General features: G+C 72.1%; 18 protein-coding genes. 7 read left to right on the forward strand and 11 right to left on the reverse strand.

The genetic code is table 11. The features are described 5' to 3' along the window. The first annotated feature begins 95 nt into the window (after positions 1-95). Both cbiQ and AOK15_RS02475 read left to right on the forward strand, forming a co-directional pair. Entirely contained in the window at positions 96-845 is a 750-nt protein-coding gene (gene cbiQ / locus AOK15_RS02470; protein ID WP_055512237.1) for a cobalt ECF transporter T component CbiQ, read from the forward strand. Beyond that, a complete protein-coding gene (locus AOK15_RS02475) occupies positions 842-1,699 on the forward strand; it encodes an energy-coupling factor ABC transporter ATP-binding protein (protein WP_055512239.1) in 858 nt (285 codons plus the stop codon). The genes cbiQ and AOK15_RS02475 overlap by 4 nt, the downstream gene beginning before the upstream one ends. Positions 1,700-1,741: 42 nt before the next feature. Here the strand turns inward: AOK15_RS02475 and AOK15_RS41635 are convergent, their stop codons facing one another. The 7 genes from AOK15_RS41635 to AOK15_RS02510 form a co-directional block, all read right to left on the reverse strand. Next, a complete protein-coding gene (locus tag AOK15_RS41635; protein WP_079058262.1) occupies positions 1,742-1,987 on the reverse strand; it encodes an amidohydrolase family protein in 246 nt (81 codons plus the stop codon). After that, on the reverse strand, positions 1,894-2,748 hold the full coding sequence (locus AOK15_RS02485; RefSeq protein WP_240508280.1) for an amidohydrolase family protein: 855 nt from the start codon (positions 2,746-2,748) through the stop codon (positions 1,894-1,896). Before AOK15_RS02485 ends, AOK15_RS41635 begins: the two co-directional genes overlap by 94 nt. Before the next feature lie 83 nt (positions 2,749-2,831). Then, positions 2,832-3,143, reverse strand: a complete 312-nt coding sequence (locus AOK15_RS02490; protein WP_055512241.1) for an L-rhamnose mutarotase — start codon at positions 3,141-3,143, stop codon at positions 2,832-2,834. After that, positions 3,140-4,210, reverse strand: coding sequence for an aldo/keto reductase (locus AOK15_RS02495; protein WP_055512243.1), 1,071 nt, complete (start codon positions 4,208-4,210; stop codon positions 3,140-3,142). Before AOK15_RS02495 ends, AOK15_RS02490 begins: the two co-directional genes overlap by 4 nt. Continuing rightward, entirely contained in the window at positions 4,207-4,962 is a 756-nt protein-coding gene (locus AOK15_RS02500; protein ID WP_055512245.1) for an SDR family NAD(P)-dependent oxidoreductase, read from the reverse strand. Before AOK15_RS02500 ends, AOK15_RS02495 begins: the two co-directional genes overlap by 4 nt. Continuing rightward, positions 4,959-6,296, reverse strand: coding sequence for an L-fuconate dehydratase (locus tag AOK15_RS02505; RefSeq protein WP_055512248.1), 1,338 nt, complete (start codon positions 6,294-6,296; stop codon positions 4,959-4,961). The genes AOK15_RS02500 and AOK15_RS02505 overlap by 4 nt, the downstream gene beginning before the upstream one ends. Before the next feature lie 11 nt (positions 6,297-6,307). Next, entirely contained in the window at positions 6,308-7,159 is an 852-nt protein-coding gene (locus AOK15_RS02510) for a fumarylacetoacetate hydrolase family protein (protein ID WP_055512250.1), read from the reverse strand. A 447-nt stretch (positions 7,160-7,606) separates the two neighbouring features. Here AOK15_RS02510 and AOK15_RS02515 point away from each other — a divergent pair, with 447 nt between their 5' ends. From AOK15_RS02515 to AOK15_RS02530, 4 genes are all read left to right on the forward strand, one after another. Beyond that, the gene (locus tag AOK15_RS02515) at positions 7,607-8,659 is read left to right on the forward strand and encodes a sugar ABC transporter substrate-binding protein (protein ID WP_055512252.1); all 1,053 of its coding nucleotides are present in this window, start codon (positions 7,607-7,609) and stop codon (positions 8,657-8,659) included. A 52-nt stretch (positions 8,660-8,711) separates the two neighbouring features. Further along, entirely contained in the window at positions 8,712-10,370 is a 1,659-nt protein-coding gene (locus tag AOK15_RS02520) for a sugar ABC transporter ATP-binding protein (protein WP_055512254.1), read from the forward strand. A 2-nt stretch (positions 10,371-10,372) separates the two neighbouring features. Further along, positions 10,373-11,413 (forward strand): ABC transporter permease, encoded by a 1,041-nt coding sequence (locus AOK15_RS02525; RefSeq protein ID WP_055512256.1) that lies wholly within the window; start codon positions 10,373-10,375, stop codon positions 11,411-11,413. A 68-nt stretch (positions 11,414-11,481) separates the two neighbouring features. Continuing rightward, entirely contained in the window at positions 11,482-12,183 is a 702-nt protein-coding gene (locus AOK15_RS02530) for a FadR/GntR family transcriptional regulator (protein WP_055512258.1), read from the forward strand. Between the two features lie 2 nt (positions 12,184-12,185). On the opposite strand, the gene AOK15_RS02535 is transcribed toward AOK15_RS02530, so the two are convergent. After that, positions 12,186-13,502, reverse strand: coding sequence for a phytase (locus AOK15_RS02535; protein WP_055512260.1), 1,317 nt, complete (start codon positions 13,500-13,502; stop codon positions 12,186-12,188). 288 nt (positions 13,503-13,790) lie between these two features. Between AOK15_RS02535 and AOK15_RS02540 the strand changes: the two genes are divergently transcribed. Further along, positions 13,791-14,003, forward strand: a complete 213-nt coding sequence (locus AOK15_RS02540; RefSeq protein WP_055512262.1) for a hypothetical protein — start codon at positions 13,791-13,793, stop codon at positions 14,001-14,003. A gap of 78 nt (positions 14,004-14,081) precedes the next feature. Here AOK15_RS02540 and AOK15_RS02545 read toward each other — a convergent pair whose 3' ends face one another. The 3 genes from AOK15_RS02545 to AOK15_RS02555 all read right to left on the reverse strand — a co-directional run bounded on the left by AOK15_RS02545 (position 14,082) and on the right by AOK15_RS02555 (position 18,101). Then, the gene (locus AOK15_RS02545; protein ID WP_055512264.1) at positions 14,082-15,329 is read right to left on the reverse strand and encodes an MFS transporter; all 1,248 of its coding nucleotides are present in this window, start codon (positions 15,327-15,329) and stop codon (positions 14,082-14,084) included. A 52-nt stretch (positions 15,330-15,381) separates the two neighbouring features. Then, entirely contained in the window at positions 15,382-16,539 is a 1,158-nt protein-coding gene (locus tag AOK15_RS02550) for an ArsR/SmtB family transcription factor (RefSeq protein ID WP_055512266.1), read from the reverse strand. Positions 16,540-16,667: 128 nt separating this feature from the next. After that, a complete protein-coding gene (locus AOK15_RS02555; protein ID WP_055512268.1) occupies positions 16,668-18,101 on the reverse strand; it encodes a glycoside hydrolase family 43 protein in 1,434 nt (477 codons plus the stop codon). Positions 18,102-18,251 lie beyond the last annotated feature (150 nt).

Below are 18,251 nucleotides of genomic sequence, written 5' to 3' on the forward strand. Positions count from 1 at the left end.
ACCGGGGCCGCCGCCAGGGCGAGGCACGGGCGCTGGCACAGCGGGAGACCGCGAAGACGCCGGCCGAGCCCGGCGCCGAAGAGGTCTGACGCCCCGTGCTGCCGATCGACGAGGCGGCGCACAGCAGTCGCTGGCGCCGCCGCCATCCCGTGGACAAGGCCGTGCTCGGGCTCGGCCTCACCGTGCTCGCGATCTCGCTGCCGCCCTGGCCCGGCGCGGCCCTGGTCCTGCTGACGTCGCTGGTCGTGCTGCTGGGACCGGCCGGCGTGCCGCGTCGCCGGCTGTGGCGCGCCTACCGGGTGCCGCTCGGGTTCTGTGTGACCGGGGCGCTGCCACTGCTCGTCCAGGTCGGCGGGCCCGACGGTTTCATGACCCTCGCCGAGGGTGGTCCGGTCCGTGCGGCGGAGCTGCTGCTGCGGACCTCCGCCGCCTCCCTGGGCGTCCTGCTGTTCGCCTTCACCACCCCCATGTCGGATCTGCTGCCCCGGCTGGTGCGGGCCGGGGTGCCCGCGCCGGTCGTGGACGTCGCCCTGGTGACGTACCGCATGAGCTTTTTGCTCCTGGACTCCGTACGTCGCATCCGTGAGGCGCAGGCGGCCCGGCTGGGGCACACCACGCGGGCCGCCACCTGGCGGTCGCTCGCCGGGCTCGGCGCGACCGCGTTCGTGCGGGCCTTCGACCGGGCGGCGCGGCTCCAGACGGGGCTCGCCGGGCGGGGCTACGACGGGACCCTGCGTGTCCTGGTGCCCGAGGCGCGGGTCTCCGTCCGCTTCACCACGGTCAGTGTGGTCCTCCTCGCGGCCGTGGCCGCTCTCACCTTCGTCCTGGAAAGGCCGCTGACATGAGCGAGCCCGTACTGGTCGCCCTGCGGGGCGTGTCCTTCGCGTACGAGGACGGCCCTGCCGTGCTCAGCGATCTCGACTTCGAGGTACGGGAGGGCCGCGCGCTGGCCCTGCTGGGCCGCAACGGCAGCGGCAAGACGACGCTGATGCGGCTGCTCAGCGGCGGACTGCGGCCCCACTCGGGCGAGTTGACGGTCGAGGGTCGGACGGTGTCGTACGACCGCAAGGGCCTGACCGGGCTGCGGACGACCGTCCAGCTGGTGGTGCAGGACCCCGACGACCAGCTGTTCGCGGCGTCGGTCGCCCAGGACGTGTCGTTCGGGCCGCTGAACCTCGGGCTGCCCGACGACCAGGTGCGGGTACGGGTGGACGAGGCGCTCGCCGCGCTCGGTGTCTCCGCCCTCGCCGACCGGCCCACCCATCTGCTCTCCTACGGCCAGCGCAAGCGGACCGCGATCGCCGGCGCCGTGGCGATGCGGCCCCGGGTGCTGATCCTCGACGAGCCGACCGCGGGCCTCGACCCCGACGGGCAGGAACGACTGCTCGCCACCCTGGACGGGCTCCGCCGGTCCGGCACGACCGTGGTGATGGCCACCCACGACGTCGATCTGGCACTGCGGTGGGCCGACGACGCGGCGCTGCTCACCCCGGCCGGCGCGCGGACGGGCCCGGTGGCCGCGATGCTGGCCCGCACGGACCTCCTCGAACAGGCGGGGCTGCGCCTCCCCTGGGGCATCGCGGTCACCCGGCTCCTGCGCGAGCAGGGGCTGTTGACCGACGGGGCACCCGGTCCGCGCACCCCCGACGAGCTGGCCGCGCTGGTCGGTGCCGCTCCCCCGGTGCCGGCCGACGGCTGACCCCGGCCGCACAGCCGGGGTGGGAGCGTCGGCGCCGACGGGTCAGATCCGCAGGCCATAGGTGCGGACGGCGCAGCCCGCGAGGACGTCGTGGCGTTCGGCCGGGCTGAGCCCGGAGACCAGTGTCTCGGCCGTGGCCAGCACTTCGCGGTAGTCGGAGGCGAGCCGGCAGACGGGCCAGTCGGAGCCGAACATCAGCCGGTGGGGGCCGAACGCGTCCAGGACCGTGGCCGCGTACGGCTGGAGATCCGCGACCCGCCAGGTGCCCCGGTCGGCCTCGGTGACCAGACCGGAGAGCTTGCAGACGGTGTTAGGGGTCCTTTCACTATGAGCGTCCGATCAGGGCGCGTGGTCTGGTGCCGTGCATCGCAAGGCGCCGGAGCGCCCTCGTGGCGGGCCACGTGGGCGTTTCGGCAACGCGGCGAGGTGCGGTGCCAGACCACGCGCCCCGGACGGGCATAGTGAAAGGACCCCTTAGGCAGGGCGGCCAGCCGCCGTATCTCCCCTGCCCACGGCTCCAGTCCACCGGAGGCGACGGGCGGTTTGGCCAGGTGGTCGAGGACGAAGGTGAGCCGGGGCAGCCGCCGGGCGGCCTCCACCGCGGCCGGGAGCTGGTGGGGTTTCACCAGCAGGTCGTGGACGAGGCCCGCGTCGGCGACGGCGGCCAGGCCGCGCAGCACGTCGGGGCGTGTCAGCCAGCGGGGGTCCGGTTCGCCCTGCACCTGGTGGCGGATGCCCACCAGGTGCTCACCGCCCGGCCCTTCGCGCAGCCCGTCGAGGGTGTCGGCGACCTCGGGCGAGGTGAGGTCGGTCCAGCCGACGACCCCGGCGACCAGGTCGCTCCCGGCGGCCAGGGCGAGGAACTCGGGGGTCTCCTCGGCCACGGTGACCGTCTGCACCAGCACGGTGGCGGTGACTCCGGCGGCACGCGCTTCCGGTTCCAGGTCCGCGAGAGAGAAGTCGCGACGCAGCAGGGCGAGTTCGGGATCGGTGATCCAGTCCTGGTCGCGGACGGCGAGGTCCCAGACATGGTGGTGGGCGTCGACGATCCCGACGCCCCGGCCCGTGCCCCCGCCGTCAACACCTGTGACCGTGGCGCCGATACCCGAGGGCGTGCCGGTGTCCGTCCCGCTCACAGTTCCCACACCACGGGCAGTGACGCGTCGGAGCCGTCCGCGGAGTAGTCGTGGACGACGTCCAGGAGGTCGGCCATGCGGGCCTGCCAGGCGATGTTGACGGGCAGCTTCTCCAGCTCCGCGATCATCGCCGGGTAGTCCTCGACCTCCAGGAGGTGGAAGAGGTCGGTGCGGCTGCGCCAGATGGTCCACGCGCTGACCCCGGCGGCGCGGATCGCGGCGGTCAGTTCCTCGGGCACCTCGCGGTGCGCCGCCTCGTACTCGGCGACGCGGTCGGCACGGACCTTGGTGTGCAGGGCGACCCTCACGACGGCTCCTTCGGCGACGGGGATCCCTCGACGGGCGTGTCCAGCGGCGTCTCCGGGGGCGTCGTCCGGGGTGTGGGCACCGGGACGTCCGGGGCGAGCAGACCTTCCGCGCGCAGCTCGTCCCAGAGGGCGGCCGGCACGGGGGCCCTCAGCTGCTCCACCGTGTCGCGCACCTCGTCGGTGGAGCGGGCTCCGGTGAGGACGCTCGCGACCGCCGGGTGGCCGAGCGGGAAGTGGAGGGCGGCGGCGCGCAGGGGCACGCCGTGGCGTTCGGTGACCGCCTTGAGCCGGCGGGCCCGGTCGAGGACGGGCTCCGGGGCGGGCGCGTAGTCGTAGGTGGCGCCGGGGGCGGGATCGGTGAGGAGGCCCGAGTTGAGGACGCCGCCGATGAGGACGCTTCTGCCGCGGGCTGCGGCCTCGGGGAGCAGTTCGGTGAGGCCCTCCTGTTCGAGGAGGGTGTAGCGGCCGGCGAGGAGGACGACGTCGATGTCGGTCTCGCGCAGGAAACGGGCGGGGAGCGCGGACTGGTTCATGCCGACGCCGATCGCGCCGACGACGCCTTCGCCGCGGAGGCGTTCCAGTGCGGGGTACGCCTCGTCGAGGGCCTGCTCGGCGTGGTCGTCGGGGTCGTGGAGGAGGACGATGTCCACCCGCTCCAGGCCCAGACGGTCCAGGCTCGCCTCGAGGGAGCGGCGGACGCCGTCGGCGCTGAAGTCCCAGACGCGGCGCAGGGTCGCGGGGACGGCGAAGCCGTTGGCCAGGTCGTCACCGTCACCAGCGCCGTCACCAGCGCCGTCGGCGGGCACGAGCAGGCGGCCGACCTTCGTGGAGACGGTGTAGGTGTCCCGGGGGCGGTCGCGCAGAGCCTCGCCGAGGCGACGTTCGGACAGGCCGAGGCCGTAGTGGGGTGCCGTGTCGAACGTACGGATCCCGGCGTCCCAGGCGGTGTCGATCGCTGCGGCGGCCTCCTCGTCGGTCACCGGGCGGTAGAGGTTGCCGATGCCGGCGGCGCCGTAGGACAGTTCGGTGACCTCGACGTCGGTGCGGCCGAGGGTCCTGGTCCTCATGAGGCCGCCGGTCGGAGCCGGAGTCCCTGCATGCCGCCGTCGACGGCGAGGGAGGTGCCGGTGACGGAGGCCGCGGCGGGGCTCGCCAGATAGGCGATGGCGGCGGCGACCTCGTCGGGGGTGACGAGGCGTCCCATGGGCTGGCGGGCGTTGAGGGCGGCGCGCTCGGCGTCCGGGTCGTCGGCCGCGTCGAGGAGCCGGCCGACCCAGGGGGTGTCGGCGGTGCCGGGGTTCACGCAGTTGACGCGGATGCCCTCGCGGACGTGGTCGGCGGCCATGGCGAGGGTCAGGGAGAGGACCGCGCCCTTGCTGGCGCAGTACAGGGCGCGCTGCGGCAGCCCGGCGGTGGCGCCGATGGAGCAGGTGTTCACGATGGCCGCGTGGTCCGAGTTCCGCAGGTGCGGCAGGGCGGCGCGGCTGGTGCGCACGATGCCGAGGACGTTGACGTCGAGGACCTGGTGCCACTGTTCGTCGGGGTTGTCCTCGACGGTGCCGATGGCGCCGACGCCGGCGTTGTTGACGAGGATGTCCAGACCGCCGAGGTGTTCGACGGCGTCGCCCACGGCGGCTCGTACGGAGGCGTCGTCCGTGACGTCCGCCTTGAGGGCCAGCAGCGGCGGCGGGACGTCGGAGGGGTTCAGGTCGAACACGGCGACCCCGGCGCCCCGCGCGGCCAGCAGCCGGGCCGTGGCCAGTCCGATCCCGGACGCGCCACCCGTGACGATCGCGCGCAGCCCTGTCAGATCCGTCATGCGACTTCCTCCCGTCCAGCGAGGTCGGCGGCCCAGAACGTGCCGTCGGGGTAACGGTATTCGGCGAGCGACCCGGGGTGCATGGTGGCGGAGAAACCGGGGGTGCGGGGTGCGAGGTAGTGGCCCTCGCGCAGCACGACCGGGTCGGTGAAGTGCTCGTGGAGGTGGTCGACGTACTCGATGACCCGGTCGTCGGTGGTGCCGGAGAGGGCCAGGTAGTCGAACATCGACAGGTGCTGGACCAGTTCGCACAGGCCGACCCCGCCGGCGTGCGGGCAGACCGGTACGCCGAACTTCGCGGCGAGCAGCAGGATCGCGAGGTTCTCGTTGACGCCGCCGACGCGTGCGGCGTCGATCTGGAGGACGTCGATGGCGCCCGCTTGGAGGAGCTGCTTGAACACGATGCGGTTCTGGACGTGTTCGCCGGTGGCGACCTTCACGGGGGCGACGCCCTCGCGGACGGCGGCGTGGCCGAGGATGTCGTCGGGGCTGGTGGGTTCCTCGATCCAGTAGGGGTCGAACTCGGCGAGGGCGCGGGTCCATTCGACGGCCTCGCCGATGTTCCAGCGCTGGTTGGCGTCGATGGCGATGCGGACCTGGGATCCGACGGCGGCGCGTGCGGTGCGCATCCGGCGGACGTCGTCGGCGAGGTCGGCGCCGACCTTGAGCTTGATCTGGGTGAAGCCGTCGGCGACGGCCTGTTCGGCGAGCCGGGTGAGCTTGTCGTCGGGGTAGCCGAGCCAGCCCGGTGAGGTGGTGTAGCCGGGGTAGCCGCGCTCCAGCAGTGCCGCCTCGCGCTCGGCGAGCCCGGTCCTGCCGTCGCGGAGCATACGGAGGGCGTCCTCGGGGGTGAGGGTGTCGGCGATGTAGCGGAAGTCGATCTGGGAGACCAGCCACTCGGGGTCGGCGTGGGCGAGCAGTCGCCACAGCGGCTGGCCCTGCCGCTTGGCGGCCAGGTCCCACACGGCGTTGACCACGGCGCCGATCGCCATGTGCATCACGCCCTTCTCGGGGCCGAGCCAGCGCAGCTGGCTGTCGCCGATCAGGTCGCGGTTGAGGGAGCCGGGGTCGGCGCACAGCGCGTCCACCGAGCGGCCCAGGAGGTGGGGGCGGAGGGCGCCGACGGCGGCGACCTGGACGTCGTTGCCGCGGCCGATGGTGAACGTGAAGCCGTGGCCTTCGAGCCCGTCGCCGGCGTCGGTGCGCAGCACGACGTAGGCGGCGGAGTAGTCGGGATCCGGGTTCATGGCGTCGGACCCGTCCAGCTCCCGTGAGGTGGGGAACCGGATGTCGTAGGTGTCGACCGCGGTGATCCGGGCGGGGGTTGCAGTCAAGGGGGTGCCTTTCACGCTTGGCCGAAGGTCTGGCGCTGGCCTCCGAGCCCGTCGATCTCCAGCTCGACGGTGTCGCCGGCGCGGAGATAGGGGGTTCCGGGCAGGCCGAGGGCCACGCCCGCGGGCGTCCCGGTGTTGATCACGTCGCCCGGCTCCAGGACCATGTACCGGCTGAGGTAGGCCACGACCTGGTGGACCGGGAAGATCATGTCGCGGGTGTGGCCGTGCTGGCGCTTGACGCCGTTGACGCTCAGGCGCAGCTCCAGGTCCTGCGGGTCGTCGATCTCGTCGGCGGTGACCAGCCAGGGCCCCAGCGGGTTGAAGGTCTCGCAGGACTTGCCGAGGTCCCACTGGGACGAGTAGTCGAGCTGGAACTCGCGTTCGGAGACGTCGTGGCTGACCGCGTAGCCCGCGATCACCCCGGCCGCCTCGTCGGGGCCCTCCAGATAGCGGGCGCGGCGGCCGATCACGACGGCGAGCTCGACCTCCCAGTCGGTCTTCACCGAGCCGCGCGGGACGAGCACCTCGTCGTAGGGGCCAACGACCGTGCCCGGGTCCTTCATGAAGACGACGGGGCGTTCGGGGATCGCGGCCCCGGTCTCGGCGGCGTGGTCACGGTAGTTGAGGCCCACGCAGACGATCTTGCCGGGGCGGGCGACGGGGGCGCCGATCCGCAGGCCGCCGGGGTCGAGTTCGGGCAGCCCGCCCGCTTCGAGGGCGGCGCGGGCCCGCTCGACGCCGCCGGAGCAGAGGAAGGCGCCGTCGATGTCGGCGGTCACGGCGGACAGGTCCCGGATCCGGCCGTCATCCGTGCGGACCGCGGGGCGCTCCTCGCCGGGGGCGCCTACGCGTAGCAGTTTCACTGAGCAGTTCCCTTGCCATAGGAGATTCGAAGATCAGGAGATCAGGAGATCAGGAGTCATCGGAGGAATGGCGCACCGTGACTGTAGAGGCCGAACGGCGGGCTGACAACGTATTCCTCGGATGTATATGTCGGATGCAGTCGCTCCCCGCAGGTCAAAGGTCCTTCATGGACGAAATAGTCCTGCGGCCACTGAGGATGGCCGTCCGACCGCCGACGGAAATCACTGCGAACAACCTCTTGTCAGTGCCCGCAACGCCGTCGTAACGTCCTCGTCGTCCGAGATACATCGGAGGAATCGTTCCGCGGATTCCCATGGATTCCCATGGCGTAGTGGCTGCTCGAACTCCGCTGCTCGTACACCGGTTGACCCTCCCCCCTCCCCTCCCATCGGTCCGCGCATGCCCTCAGGCGGCTCCCCCGTCCTGGCTAAGGAGAGAACCCGGCCATGAAGTTCGCTCGCACCCGCTCCACCGCCGTAGCGGCCTGCGCCGTCGCTGCCCTCGGTCTGCTCACCGCGTGCAACCGCGACAGCTCCTCCGGCTCGGCGGGCTCGGGCGGTGACAAGCCCGCCATCGGCATCGACCTGCCGCGGTCCGACACGGACTTCTGGAACTCCTACGCGGACTACATGAAGAAGGACATCAAGACCGAGGGCGTCAACGCCCTGCCGCTCAGCAACTCGCAGAACGACGTCACCAAGCTCGTCGCCAACGTGCAGGTCTTCCAGAACACCGGTGCCAAGGCCGTCGTCATGGCTCCCCAGGACACCGGCGCCATCGCCTCCACCCTCGACACCCTCGCGTCGAAGAAGATCCCGGTGATCAGCGTCGACACCCGCCCCGACAAGGGCGACGTCTACATGGTGGTCCGCGCCGACAACCGCGCGTACGGCACCAAGGCGTGCGAGTTCCTCGGCGAGCGGCTCGGCGGCAAGGGCAAGGTCGCCGAGTTCCAGGGCTCCCTGGACTCCATCAACGGCCGCGACCGCTCCGAGGCCTTCGCCGCCTGCATGAAGGAGAAGTTCCCGAAGATCAAGGTCTTCGAGTTGCCCACCGACTGGAAGGGCGACGTGGCCTCCGCCAAGCTGCAGAGCCTGCTCGCCCAGCACCCCGACCTGAACGGCATCTACATGCAGGCCGGCGGTGCCTTCCTCCAGCCCACCCTGGCCCTGCTGGAGCAGAAGGGCCTGCTGAAGCCGGCCGGGCAGAAGGGGCACATCGCGATCGTCTCCAACGACGGCATCCCGCAGGAGTTCGACGCCATCCGCAAGGGCCAGATCGACGCCACCGTCTCCCAGCCCGCCGACCTCTACGCCAAGTACGCGCTGTACTACGCCAAGGCGGCCGCCGAGGGCAAGACCTTCGAGCCGGGCCCGACCGACCACGACTCCACCATCATCAAGATCCCGGGCGGGCTGGAGGACCAGCTGCCCGCCCCGCTGGTGACCAAGGACAACGTGGACGACAAGACCCTCTGGGGCAACACCGTCGGCTCGTGACCGGCCCGATCGGCGACCTCTCGTACGCACCCGACGAAGGACGGTACTGACCATGGCGGACACCGCGACCGCCCCGGCGGACGGCGGCGGGCCCGCGGCCGGCCGGAACCCCGCTCCGGTGGCCGAGGCCACCGGGATCACCAAGAGGTTCGGCGCGACCGTCGCCCTGCGCGACGCCCGTATCACCGTCGCCGCGGGCGAGTCGCACGCGCTCGTCGGGCGCAACGGCGCCGGCAAGTCGACGCTCGTGTCCATCCTGACCGGCCTCCAGCACGCCGACACGGGCACGCTGCGCTTCTCCGGCGCACCGGCGCCCGCCGTCGGCGACATCGACGCCTGGCGTTCACGGGTCGCCTGCGTCTACCAGAAGTCGACGATCATCCCGGACCTGACCGTCGCCGAGAACCTCTTCCTGAACCGGCAGAGCGCCGGGCCGCTCCAGCCCATCCGCTGGAAGCAGCTGCGGCGGCGGGCGGAGGAACTGCTCGGCGAGTACGGCGTGGACGTCGACGCCGCCGCGCGGGCGAAAGACCTCACGGTCGAGCAGCGGCAGTTCGTGGAGATCGCCCGGGCCCTGTCGTTCGGGGCGCGCTTCATCATCCTCGACGAGCCGACCGCGAAGCTCGACGCCCGCGGCATCAACCGGCTGTTCGACAAGCTCCGCGACCTCCAGCGGCAGGGCGTGGCCTTCCTGTACATCTCCCACCACCTCCAGGAGGTGTACGACCTGTGCGCCACGGTCACCGTCTACCGCGACGCGGCGCACATCCTGACCGCGCCCGTCGCGGAGCTCGGCCACCGGGCGCTCGTGGAGGCGATGACCGGGGAGTCCACGACGACCGCCGCGGAGATCGTGGAGAACCGGGGCCCGGTCGCGTCCGACGCCGCCGAACTCCTGGCCGTGCGCGGCCTCACCCTGCCCGGCGCCTGCCGGAACCTGTCGCTGACCGTGCGGGCCGGTGAGGTCGTCGGCCTGGCCGGGGCGACGGCCAGCGGCAATGTACGGGTCGGTGAGGCCATAGCCGGTCTGCACCCCGCCGAGGAGGGCACCGTCTCGGTCGGCGGCCGGGGCGTCCGCACCGGAGACGTCCCGTCGGCGCTCGCCGTGGGCGTCGGCCTGGTCCCCGAGGACCGGCATCTGCAGGGCCTGGTGAACAACCGCAGCGTGGCGGAGAACGCGACGCTCACCGTCACCGACCAGCTCGGCCCGTACGGCACCGTGCTGCCGGCCCGCACCCGGGTCTTCGCGCAGCGCATGATCCGGGCCCTCGACATCAAGACGCCGGGTGCGGCGACCCCGGTCTCCGCCCTTTCCGGCGGCAACCAGCAGAAGGTCGTCGTGGCCCGCGCGCTGGCCACCGACCCCAGGGTGCTGGTGGCGATCCGCCCCACCAACGGCGTGGACGTCAAGTCCAAGGAGTTCCTGCTGCGCCGGATCCGCGAGGTCGCGGACGGCGGGAAGGCCGCGCTGATCGTCTCCGACGAGCTGGACGACCTCCGGGTGTGCGACCGGGTCGTCGTCATGTTCCACGGCCGTGCGGTCGCCGAGTTCGACCGCGGCTGGACGGACGAACAGGTGGTCGCCGCCATGGAGGGCGTGGCCGGCCGGACCGGAACGTCCGACGAGAGCGCGGGCGACCGCACCGAGGCGCCCGGAGGCGGGACCGACCGCACCGCAGCATCCGACACCACCGAAGAGCACGGAAGGTAGCCATGTCCGCCACCACTGATGTCACCGACCCCGCAGCGGGCGTGGCACGGGAGACCGCGGGCGGCAAGCGCCGCGGGCTCGACCTCGACCGCTTCCGTGAGCTGTCCCTGGTCCCGGCCATCCTCGTGCTGGGGCTGATCGGGTTCATCGTCTCCCCGGCCTTCCTGACCGCCGACAACCTCATCGGTGTGGCCCAGCAGTCCACCGAGCTGAGCCTGCTGGTCCTCGCCACCGCGCTGATCCTGATCGCCGGACGGATGGACCTGTCGCTGGAGTCCACCATCGGCGTGGCCCCGGTCATCGCCGTCTGGTTGGTCCTGCCGACCAGCGGCGCCCGGTTCACGGGGCTCGGCCTGCTCCCGGAGTGGACGGCCGTCCCGCTCTGTCTGCTGGTGGGCGTGGTGATCGGCGCCGTCAACGGCTTCCTGATCCTCAAGCTGCGCCTCAACGGGTTCATCGTCACCCTCGGCATGCTGACGATGCTGCGGGGCCTGCAGGTCGCCCTCTCCGAGGGCCAGTCCATCGTCGAGCTCCCCTCCTCGTTCACCTATCTGGGCAAGGCGTCGTGGCTGGGCGTACCGGCCGCGATCTGGATCTGCGTGCTGCTGTTCGCGGCGGGTGGGAGCGCGCTGGCCTGGCTGCGGCACGGCCGGGCGCTGTACGCGATCGGCGGCAACGCGGAGGCCGCGCGCACCGCCGGCATCCGGGTCGACCGGATCGTGTGGGTGGTGCTGATCCTCGGCAGTGTGCTGGCCGCGTTCGCCGGCATCCTCTACAGCGGGCACTACGGGTCGATCTCGGCCACCCAGGGCAGCGGCTGGATCTTCCAGGTGTTCGCCGCGACCGTCATCGGCGGGGTGAGCCTGAACGGCGGCAAGGGCTCCGTGTTCGGCGCGCTCACGGGTGTGCTGACGCTGCAACTCGTCGTCAATGTGATGACGTTGGCGGGGGTGCCGCCGCTGTGGAACCAGTTCCTCAACGGAGCGATCATCATCGTCGCGCTGATCATCTCCCGCTTCGCCTCGGGTGAGAAGCAGGAGTAGACGCGGCCGCGGGCGGCCCGCCCCGGCGGAGCCGCCCTTCCCCGGCCCCGGCACTGGGAGGGACCCTCGTGGCACTGACGGACGAGGCGATGGACAAGATCAAGGCGATGATCGTCGCCGGTGAGCTCGCGCCCGGCTCCCGGCTGCCCAAGGAAGAGGTCCTCGCCGGCCAGCTCGGTCTGTCCCGCAGTTCACTGCGGGAGGCGGTGCGGGCGCTGACCGCGATGCGGATCCTGGTCACCCGGCAGGGCGACGGCACCTATGTCTCCAGCCTGGAGCCCCATCTGCTGCTGGAGTCGCTCTCCTTCGCCTCGGACGTCTCCCAGGGGCAGACGGCCCTGCAACTGCTCCAGGTACGACGGCTGCTGGAGCCGCAGGCGACGGGGCTGGCCGCCGCGCTGCTCACCGCCGACGACCTCCGGGAGCTGGGGTCCGTCCTGGAGCGGTCCCGGGCGGCGGCGACGGTCGAGGAGTTCGTCGCCCACGACATCCTGTTCCATCTGCGGATCGTCGAGGCGGTCGGCAACCCGGTGCTGTCCATGCTGCTGCGGGTGCTGTCCACCCGCACCCAGCGGGCCCGTATCGTCCGGGGCACGCGCACCGAGCGTGCCGTGGAGCACGCGCACCGGGAGCACGACGAGATCCTCCGCGCGCTGCGGACCCGTGACGCCCAGCTGGCGGTGTCCGCGGCCACGGTGCACGTGGCCGCGGTCGAGCAGTGGCTGGCCGCCGGGCTCGTCGACGATCCCCTCTGCGCGGCGGAGGACTGACCTCACCGGTCGGCGGCGTCCACCACGTCACCGAGGTCCACGAACTTGAAGCCGGTGGCCGTGCGGGTGCCGCCGTCGCCGTCCGGCACCGCCGGGGTCTCCTGTCCGTCCTGGACGACGAGGAGGCCGCGCGGATAGCGGCGGCCCAACGGGGCGTTGAGGACCGCGGCACCGTCGCACTCCTGCACGCCGTCGAGGGTCGGCGTCGCGGCTCCGATCCGGAAGCCGCCCTCGTACTCGTTGTCCTCGCTCACCTCACGGTCGTACAGGGCGAAGGTGTCGTCGCCCTGGCTGGAGGCGAGCAGGTGGCCGTCGCCGTCCCGCTCCTGAAGGAGCGTCAGGCCCTCGACGTCGGACGACAGCCGCTTACCGCCGTAGCCGGGGTCGGTGCCCGGCACGCATTCCTCGGTCTCCTCGTCGTAGGTGCCGGGGACTCCGTACTCCTTCACCTTGTCGACGAGGACGGGCCTGCCGGTGAGGTCGGCGCGCAGCCGCCAGATGCCGATGTCCTCCTGGCCGGCGTAGAGCGTGCCGGTGGCCGGGTCGACGACCATGCCCTCGACCTGCGGGAGTTCACCGGGCTCGGCGCAGGGGCGCCAGGTGGTGCCGTCGGGCAGCCGGAAGGAGGACGGCAGGTCGAGGGTGCGGACCGTGCGGTAGCCGACCCTGCCGTGCGCGGCGGGGACGAGTTCCAGCAGGGCGAGTCGGGTGCGTTCGCGTCGGCTGACCAGGGCGTAGGCGCGGCCGCTGGTGCGGTCGGTCCAGGTGGCGAGGCCGTACGCGGTGCGCTGGTCGTTGATCTCGGCCTGGTCGGCGGAGAACACGGGGGCGGCGGCCGGGTCGGTGATGTCGGTGAGGGGGCCGCCGGGCCGGTCGGGGTCGACGCGGTAGACGCGCAACCGGTCGTTGCCCCGGTCGCTGACGACGGCGACGTCGGCGCGGCCGGCGGTGGTGCGCAGGCCGGTGACGAGGTCGACGTTGTTGTACCGTCCCGGCGCGTCGTCCTCGGCCGGGGGCTTCGGGGCGGGCAGGGACTGCACCAGGCGGGCGTCGAGGTCGTAGACCCGCAGGCCGCCCTCCTTGGCGGTGGCGACGACCAGGCTGCGGCCGGGGTCGGCGGGGTTCCGCCAGATCGCCGGGTCGTCGGCGTCGGAGTTGCCGCCGGCCTCGTCGTCGTGGAGGGCGGCGGTCTCACCGGTGGCGGTCACCACGGGCAGGGCGGACGTGCCCGCACCGGCGGGAGCCGCCGTGAGCAGGGCGGTCAGCGCGGTACCGGTGGCCAGGGCCGCGACTCGCCGAGTGGTGCGGGGCGTTCTCACAGGCGCTTCCTTACCGTCGATCGGAGGTCGGCAGAGCGTGCGCGCACCCCTGCCGATTGTCGGGGACATGCAGATGGTGCGGAGGGAAGCTTGCGCGCGGGCAGACACGATCTGGCCATGCCATGACCAAAGCCCCGTGGGGTCCGCCGTCGTGTCCCGGTGCGCCTTCGCCGACGGTCCGATCGGCCCCGGTTTCCGTACAGCCCTCGGCACGAGGCGCACGGCGGACCTATCGTGTAAGAAGCACAGTTTCGCCGCGTTCCGCTCCTGCCCTCCGCGGGGGACCCCATGAAGGTCGAACTGGTTCAACAGGCCGCCGACGCGCTGTTCGGCGTCCCGGACACCGTCCACGAGGAGCTCGTCGCCCTCATCGAGGCGGTGGCCGAGGAACCGAGGATCCAGGTCAGGGAACTGGCCGCGGTGTTCGGCGACTGGTGCTGGCTCGTCTACACGGTCCACGGCGACGTGATCGAGGTGCTGGACGTCGGCTGCGCCCGCTGACGCGGCCACGGCCGTGAGGCCGGAGGGGCAGAAGGCGCGTTTCGTCGCGGGGCGCGCCACTCCGGTGCTCGCGTCGGCTCACCGCGCCGTCCCGGCGGCGACCCCGGGCTGCTCGTCCGTCTCAGGAACGGTGTCAGCCGTGCCGGGCCGGTCCGCGCCGACCCGTCTCAGGACGAGTGCGGCCGTCGTGGCCAGGACGACGAGGGCGGCGCCCGAGAGGACGAAGGCGTGGGCCGCTCCGACGAGGCCGATGGTCGTGGAGGCCACGAAGGGCGAGACCGTCAGGGCGCCGGCGATACCGGCCTCCCACAGGCCGAGCGCCTTCGCGAGATGACGGTCGGGGACGCGCCGCTGCACCAGCGCGATCAGCGGAATGTCCGTCAGGGCCGAGGCCAGCCCCGTCGCGGCCAGGAGGAGGGCCGCCAGGGCCGTGGAGGTGACGGTTCCCAGCGGGGCGCGGAAGATCCCGAGCACGGCCCAGGCCAGCACCGCCGCCAGGGCCGGCCGGCGGATCGGCAGCCGGGCCAGCAACAGCGCGCCGGCCACCTCGGCCACGCCCGCGACGCCCAGCAGCAGCCCGTACTGGCCGCCCTGTCCCACGACGGTCACCAGACCCACCGTCAGGAACCCGTTGGCCAGGGCCAGTGCGAGCACGAAGGTCACGATGACGACCAGGACCTCGGGGGCGGCGCGCACGGCCCCCAGGCCGGCCGCGAGATCGGCCCACAGGCCCGTCCGTTCGCGGGCCGGTGCGGGGCGCCGGACACGGAGGCCCGCGAGGGCGGCCGCCGACGCCAGGAACGTCAGCCCGTTGACCACCAGTGCCCACTGGAGCGAGGCATGGGCGAGCAGCGGCGCGAGCATCAGCGGGCCGACGAAGAAGGCCGCCCTGAAGGCCACTTGGAGGAGACCGTTGGCCTGCTGGAGGGCCTCGGCGGGCACGATCTGCGGGACGATGGCGTTGCGGGCGGGGGCGAACGGGGCGCCGAGCAGCGCCAACAGGGCCGTGGTCGCCACCAGGACGGGCAGGTTCAGCAGCCCGAGGTACAGCAGGACGGCGCCCGCCGCGACCACCACGACCCGGGCCAGATCGGTGGCGATCATCAGCTTCCGGCGGTCGTGGCGGTCGGCGTACGAGGCGAAGACGAAGGTGGCGAGGAACGCGGGCGCGAAGGCGGAGACGCCCACGAGGGCCACGGCGGCCGGGTCCTTCGTCAGGGTCCAGGCCAACCAGGCGGTCGAGGCGGTGTACAGGCCGTCGCCGAAACGCGATACGCCCTGACCGACGAAGAGAAGCAGGAAGTCGCGGTCTCTCAGCAGTGACATGGCGCCACTGTCGGGCCGCCGCCGGGCGGTGATCCACTTATTAGGCAGATGGCTAATCACTCCGCGCGGGTCGGTCGTGCCGTCGGCCGTCCGGGTCGTCCGGGTCGTCGTCGTGGCGCAGGAAGCTCTCCAGTCCGGGAGTGAGGCCCGCCACCTGACCGGGCACGATCCGGTACAGGACGTAGTAGCCCTCGCGTCGGCGCTCCAGCAGTCCGGCGTCCGCCATCACCCGCAGATGTTTCGACAGCGCGGCCTCGCTCACGCCCACGAGCGGCGCCAACTCCTGCGTGCTGCGCGGTCGTTCGGCGATGAGCCGCAGGGCGCGCAGGCGGGTGTCGTCGGCGAGGGCCCGCAGGATCCCGACGAGCCGGGCCGGCGGGATGCGCGGGCGGGCCTCCCTGGCGATGGAGGAGACGGGGAAGACCAGGCCGAGGGGCCACGGTCCGTCGCAGTTCACCCGGACGTGCGGCCAGACGTAGGTGCTCGGTGCGAGGAGAAGCGTGTCGTCCGTACCGATGACGACCTCGTGGTCGTGGGGGCGCTCCAGCCAGAACCGCTCGGCCCGGTGATCGCTCCGTACCTCGGGCCACAGGCCGCGGAGCATCCCGTACAGGCCGCTGTGCGCGATCTGCTGTCCCGCCTCGCTGACACCGGCGGCCAGGTCGGGCTCGATGCGGGCCCATTCGTCCTCGAACGCCTCGCGCCAGTAGCGCTCCAGCATGTCCAGGAACCGCTCCAGCAGGGCGCGGGGGTCGTCCAGGAGCATCGCGGCCATCGCGGGGTCGCTGTCCCGCAGGGCCAGGGCGCGCAGCCGTTCACGGAGGTCCGGGCGGTGCAGCAGCCGTGGGTCCCTGCCCCCTCCGTCGTCGTCCGGCCAGGGGGTGAGCAGGGGGACGGCGAACTCCAGGCGGATCAGGTCCGGGTCCGCCGTCCGCAGGGCCGCCAACTCCTCCCGGAAGTCCCGCAGTCCGCCGGTGGGACGGGGGAAGAGGAACTCGGGGAAGTACGAGCGCACCGCGTACGCGAACGCCTCGATCTCCCTCTTCAGCGCGGGTGACAGTCGCCGCATCGCGCGCACCCAGCCGTGCTGGACGGGGTGGTGTTTCGGCTCCACCAGCACATGGAGACTGAGGACGGCTTCCATCGCCGGCGAGTAGGCGAAGCCCACCCGCTCGGCCCCGTCGGCGGGCACCCGGAACACGATCGTCATGACCCGTCATCCTCGTCGTGCCGCCCCGCAGGTCAACCGGGACACGCCCCGCGGCGCGGGCATGCGCCCTCCCGTCCGGCGGACCACCGGTCGGGAGGGCGCGGGGTGTCACGGTCGGACCGGTCGGGTCAGCTCGTCACCCGGAAGGTGGCGTCGCCGCGTCCGGTGGCGTTGGTGATGGGGTCGAGGCGGAGTTGGTAGGCGTAGTGGCGGATGTAGCGGTCGGGGTGGTTGTACGACTGGAACGAGGACCAGCCGGCGTCTGCGAGCCCGGCGACCTTGTTGAAGGTGGCGTCCGCGGCGAACTGGGCGGTGCCGTCGTTGTACGCGAGCTGGAAGTCGTAGGTGGAGTGGCGCAGGAAGTAGCCGGGGAAGTTCACCGACTCGAAGGAGACGGTGCCGGAGCCGGTGAGGCCGGGCCTGAGCCGGAACCGGGAGTCGTCGAGGGGGCTGACGTTCGGGTCGATCCGTGCGTCGAAGTCGGCGTGCCGTACGTAGCGGTCCTGGAAGTTGAACGACTGGAGCCGGTTGGCGGGGGTGTTCGCGTACCGGGTGAGCACCCGGCTCTGCTCGGCGGCCGTCAGGGTCAGGATCGAGCCGTGGCGCTTCTTCGTGCCGCCCAGGTCGTAGCTTCCCGACGCCGGCAGTCGGTAGGTGGAGGTGCTGCTCGGGTCGGTCGTGAAGACGGGCAGGTAGCCGCGGCCGGAGGAGTACTGGTCGAGGTAGAGCGTCCACTCGTTGCGGTCACGGAACTTCATCCACATCGGGCCCTCGACCTGGGCGCCGGTCAGGCCGATCCCGGAGAGGTTGCCGATGGTGGTCCACGTCCCGAGGATCGAGTTGCTGCCTTCGAGGGTGATCTGGCCGTCGCCGGAGGCCCGCACGTAGCGGTGGGCGCCGACGCCCGCCGGCATCTCGACGATCTGCGTGTCGATGATCTCCTGGGCGCCGGGCCGCTCGATGTAGGTCTGCGGGGTGGTGATGGAGCGGAAGTCGCTGGTGCGGGCGTAGAAGATGCGGTGCTTCGTCGCACCGTTCTGCGGCACGTTCGTCGCCCAGTACAGGACGTAGTCGTTGGTGGCCGGGTTCCAGATCGCCTCCGGCGCCCAGGCGTTGCGTCCGTCGGGGATCGCGCCGGCGACGTTCAGCAGCCACGGCTGCGACCAGGTGACCAGGTCCCTGGACTCCCACACGACGAGGTTGCGGCTGCCGTCGTTGATGGCCTGACTCCAGGTCTGGCCGCAGTCGATGCACAGATCGGTGGCGATGATCCAGTACTTGCCGCCGTCGGGAGAGCGCACCAGTGCGGGGTCGCGCACGCCGCGGGTGCCCACCGTCGAACGCAGCGTCATGCCGCCGCCGTTGAGGTCGTTCCAGTGCAGGCCGTCGGTGCTGTGGGAGAAGTAGATCTGCTGCCCGGTCGCTCCCTCCCCGATGAAGTGCGTCATCAGATAGCCCGGGTCGGCCGCGGCCGCCCTGTCCGGTGCCGTCAGCACCTGGCCGGTGAGGACGAGGGCGACAGCGACCAGCATCGCCGCCAGCCGGGAGAGAACCGCGGACATGTACGTCTCCTGTCTCTGTGCGGGCACCACCGTGGAGACCCGACGAACGCCATCCCGAGGTGTTCGACTTCTCGGACACCGTTCGCAAGACCGGCCAGACGGTAAGGGTGAGCTGAACGAGGCGTCAATACTTCTCACACGACGAACTCC

Source organism: Streptomyces ossamyceticus (assembly GCF_001418475.1).
Lineage (GTDB): Bacteria > Actinomycetota > Actinomycetes > Streptomycetales > Streptomycetaceae > Streptomyces > Streptomyces ossamyceticus.

Coding starts and splice junctions, on each gene's coding strand:
- AOK15_RS02520 (WP_055512254.1), top strand. CDS start 8,712: ATGGCGGACACCGCGACCGCCCCGGCGGACGGCGGCGGGCCCGCGGCC.
- AOK15_RS02525 (WP_055512256.1), top strand. CDS start 10,373: ATGTCCGCCACCACTGATGTCACCGACCCCGCAGCGGGCGTGGCACGG.
- AOK15_RS02495 (WP_055512243.1), bottom strand. CDS start 4,210: ATGAGGACCAGGACCCTCGGCCGCACCGACGTCGAGGTCACCGAACTG.
- AOK15_RS02515 (WP_055512252.1), top strand. CDS start 7,607: ATGAAGTTCGCTCGCACCCGCTCCACCGCCGTAGCGGCCTGCGCCGTC.
- AOK15_RS02540 (WP_055512262.1), top strand. CDS start 13,791: ATGAAGGTCGAACTGGTTCAACAGGCCGCCGACGCGCTGTTCGGCGTC.
- AOK15_RS02545 (WP_055512264.1), bottom strand. CDS start 15,329: ATGTCACTGCTGAGAGACCGCGACTTCCTGCTTCTCTTCGTCGGTCAG.
- AOK15_RS02555 (WP_055512268.1), bottom strand. CDS start 18,101: ATGTCCGCGGTTCTCTCCCGGCTGGCGGCGATGCTGGTCGCTGTCGCC.
- AOK15_RS02500 (WP_055512245.1), bottom strand. CDS start 4,962: ATGACGGATCTGACAGGGCTGCGCGCGATCGTCACGGGTGGCGCGTCC.
- AOK15_RS02550 (WP_055512266.1), bottom strand. CDS start 16,539: ATGACGATCGTGTTCCGGGTGCCCGCCGACGGGGCCGAGCGGGTGGGC.
- AOK15_RS02475 (WP_055512239.1), top strand. CDS start 842: ATGAGCGAGCCCGTACTGGTCGCCCTGCGGGGCGTGTCCTTCGCGTAC.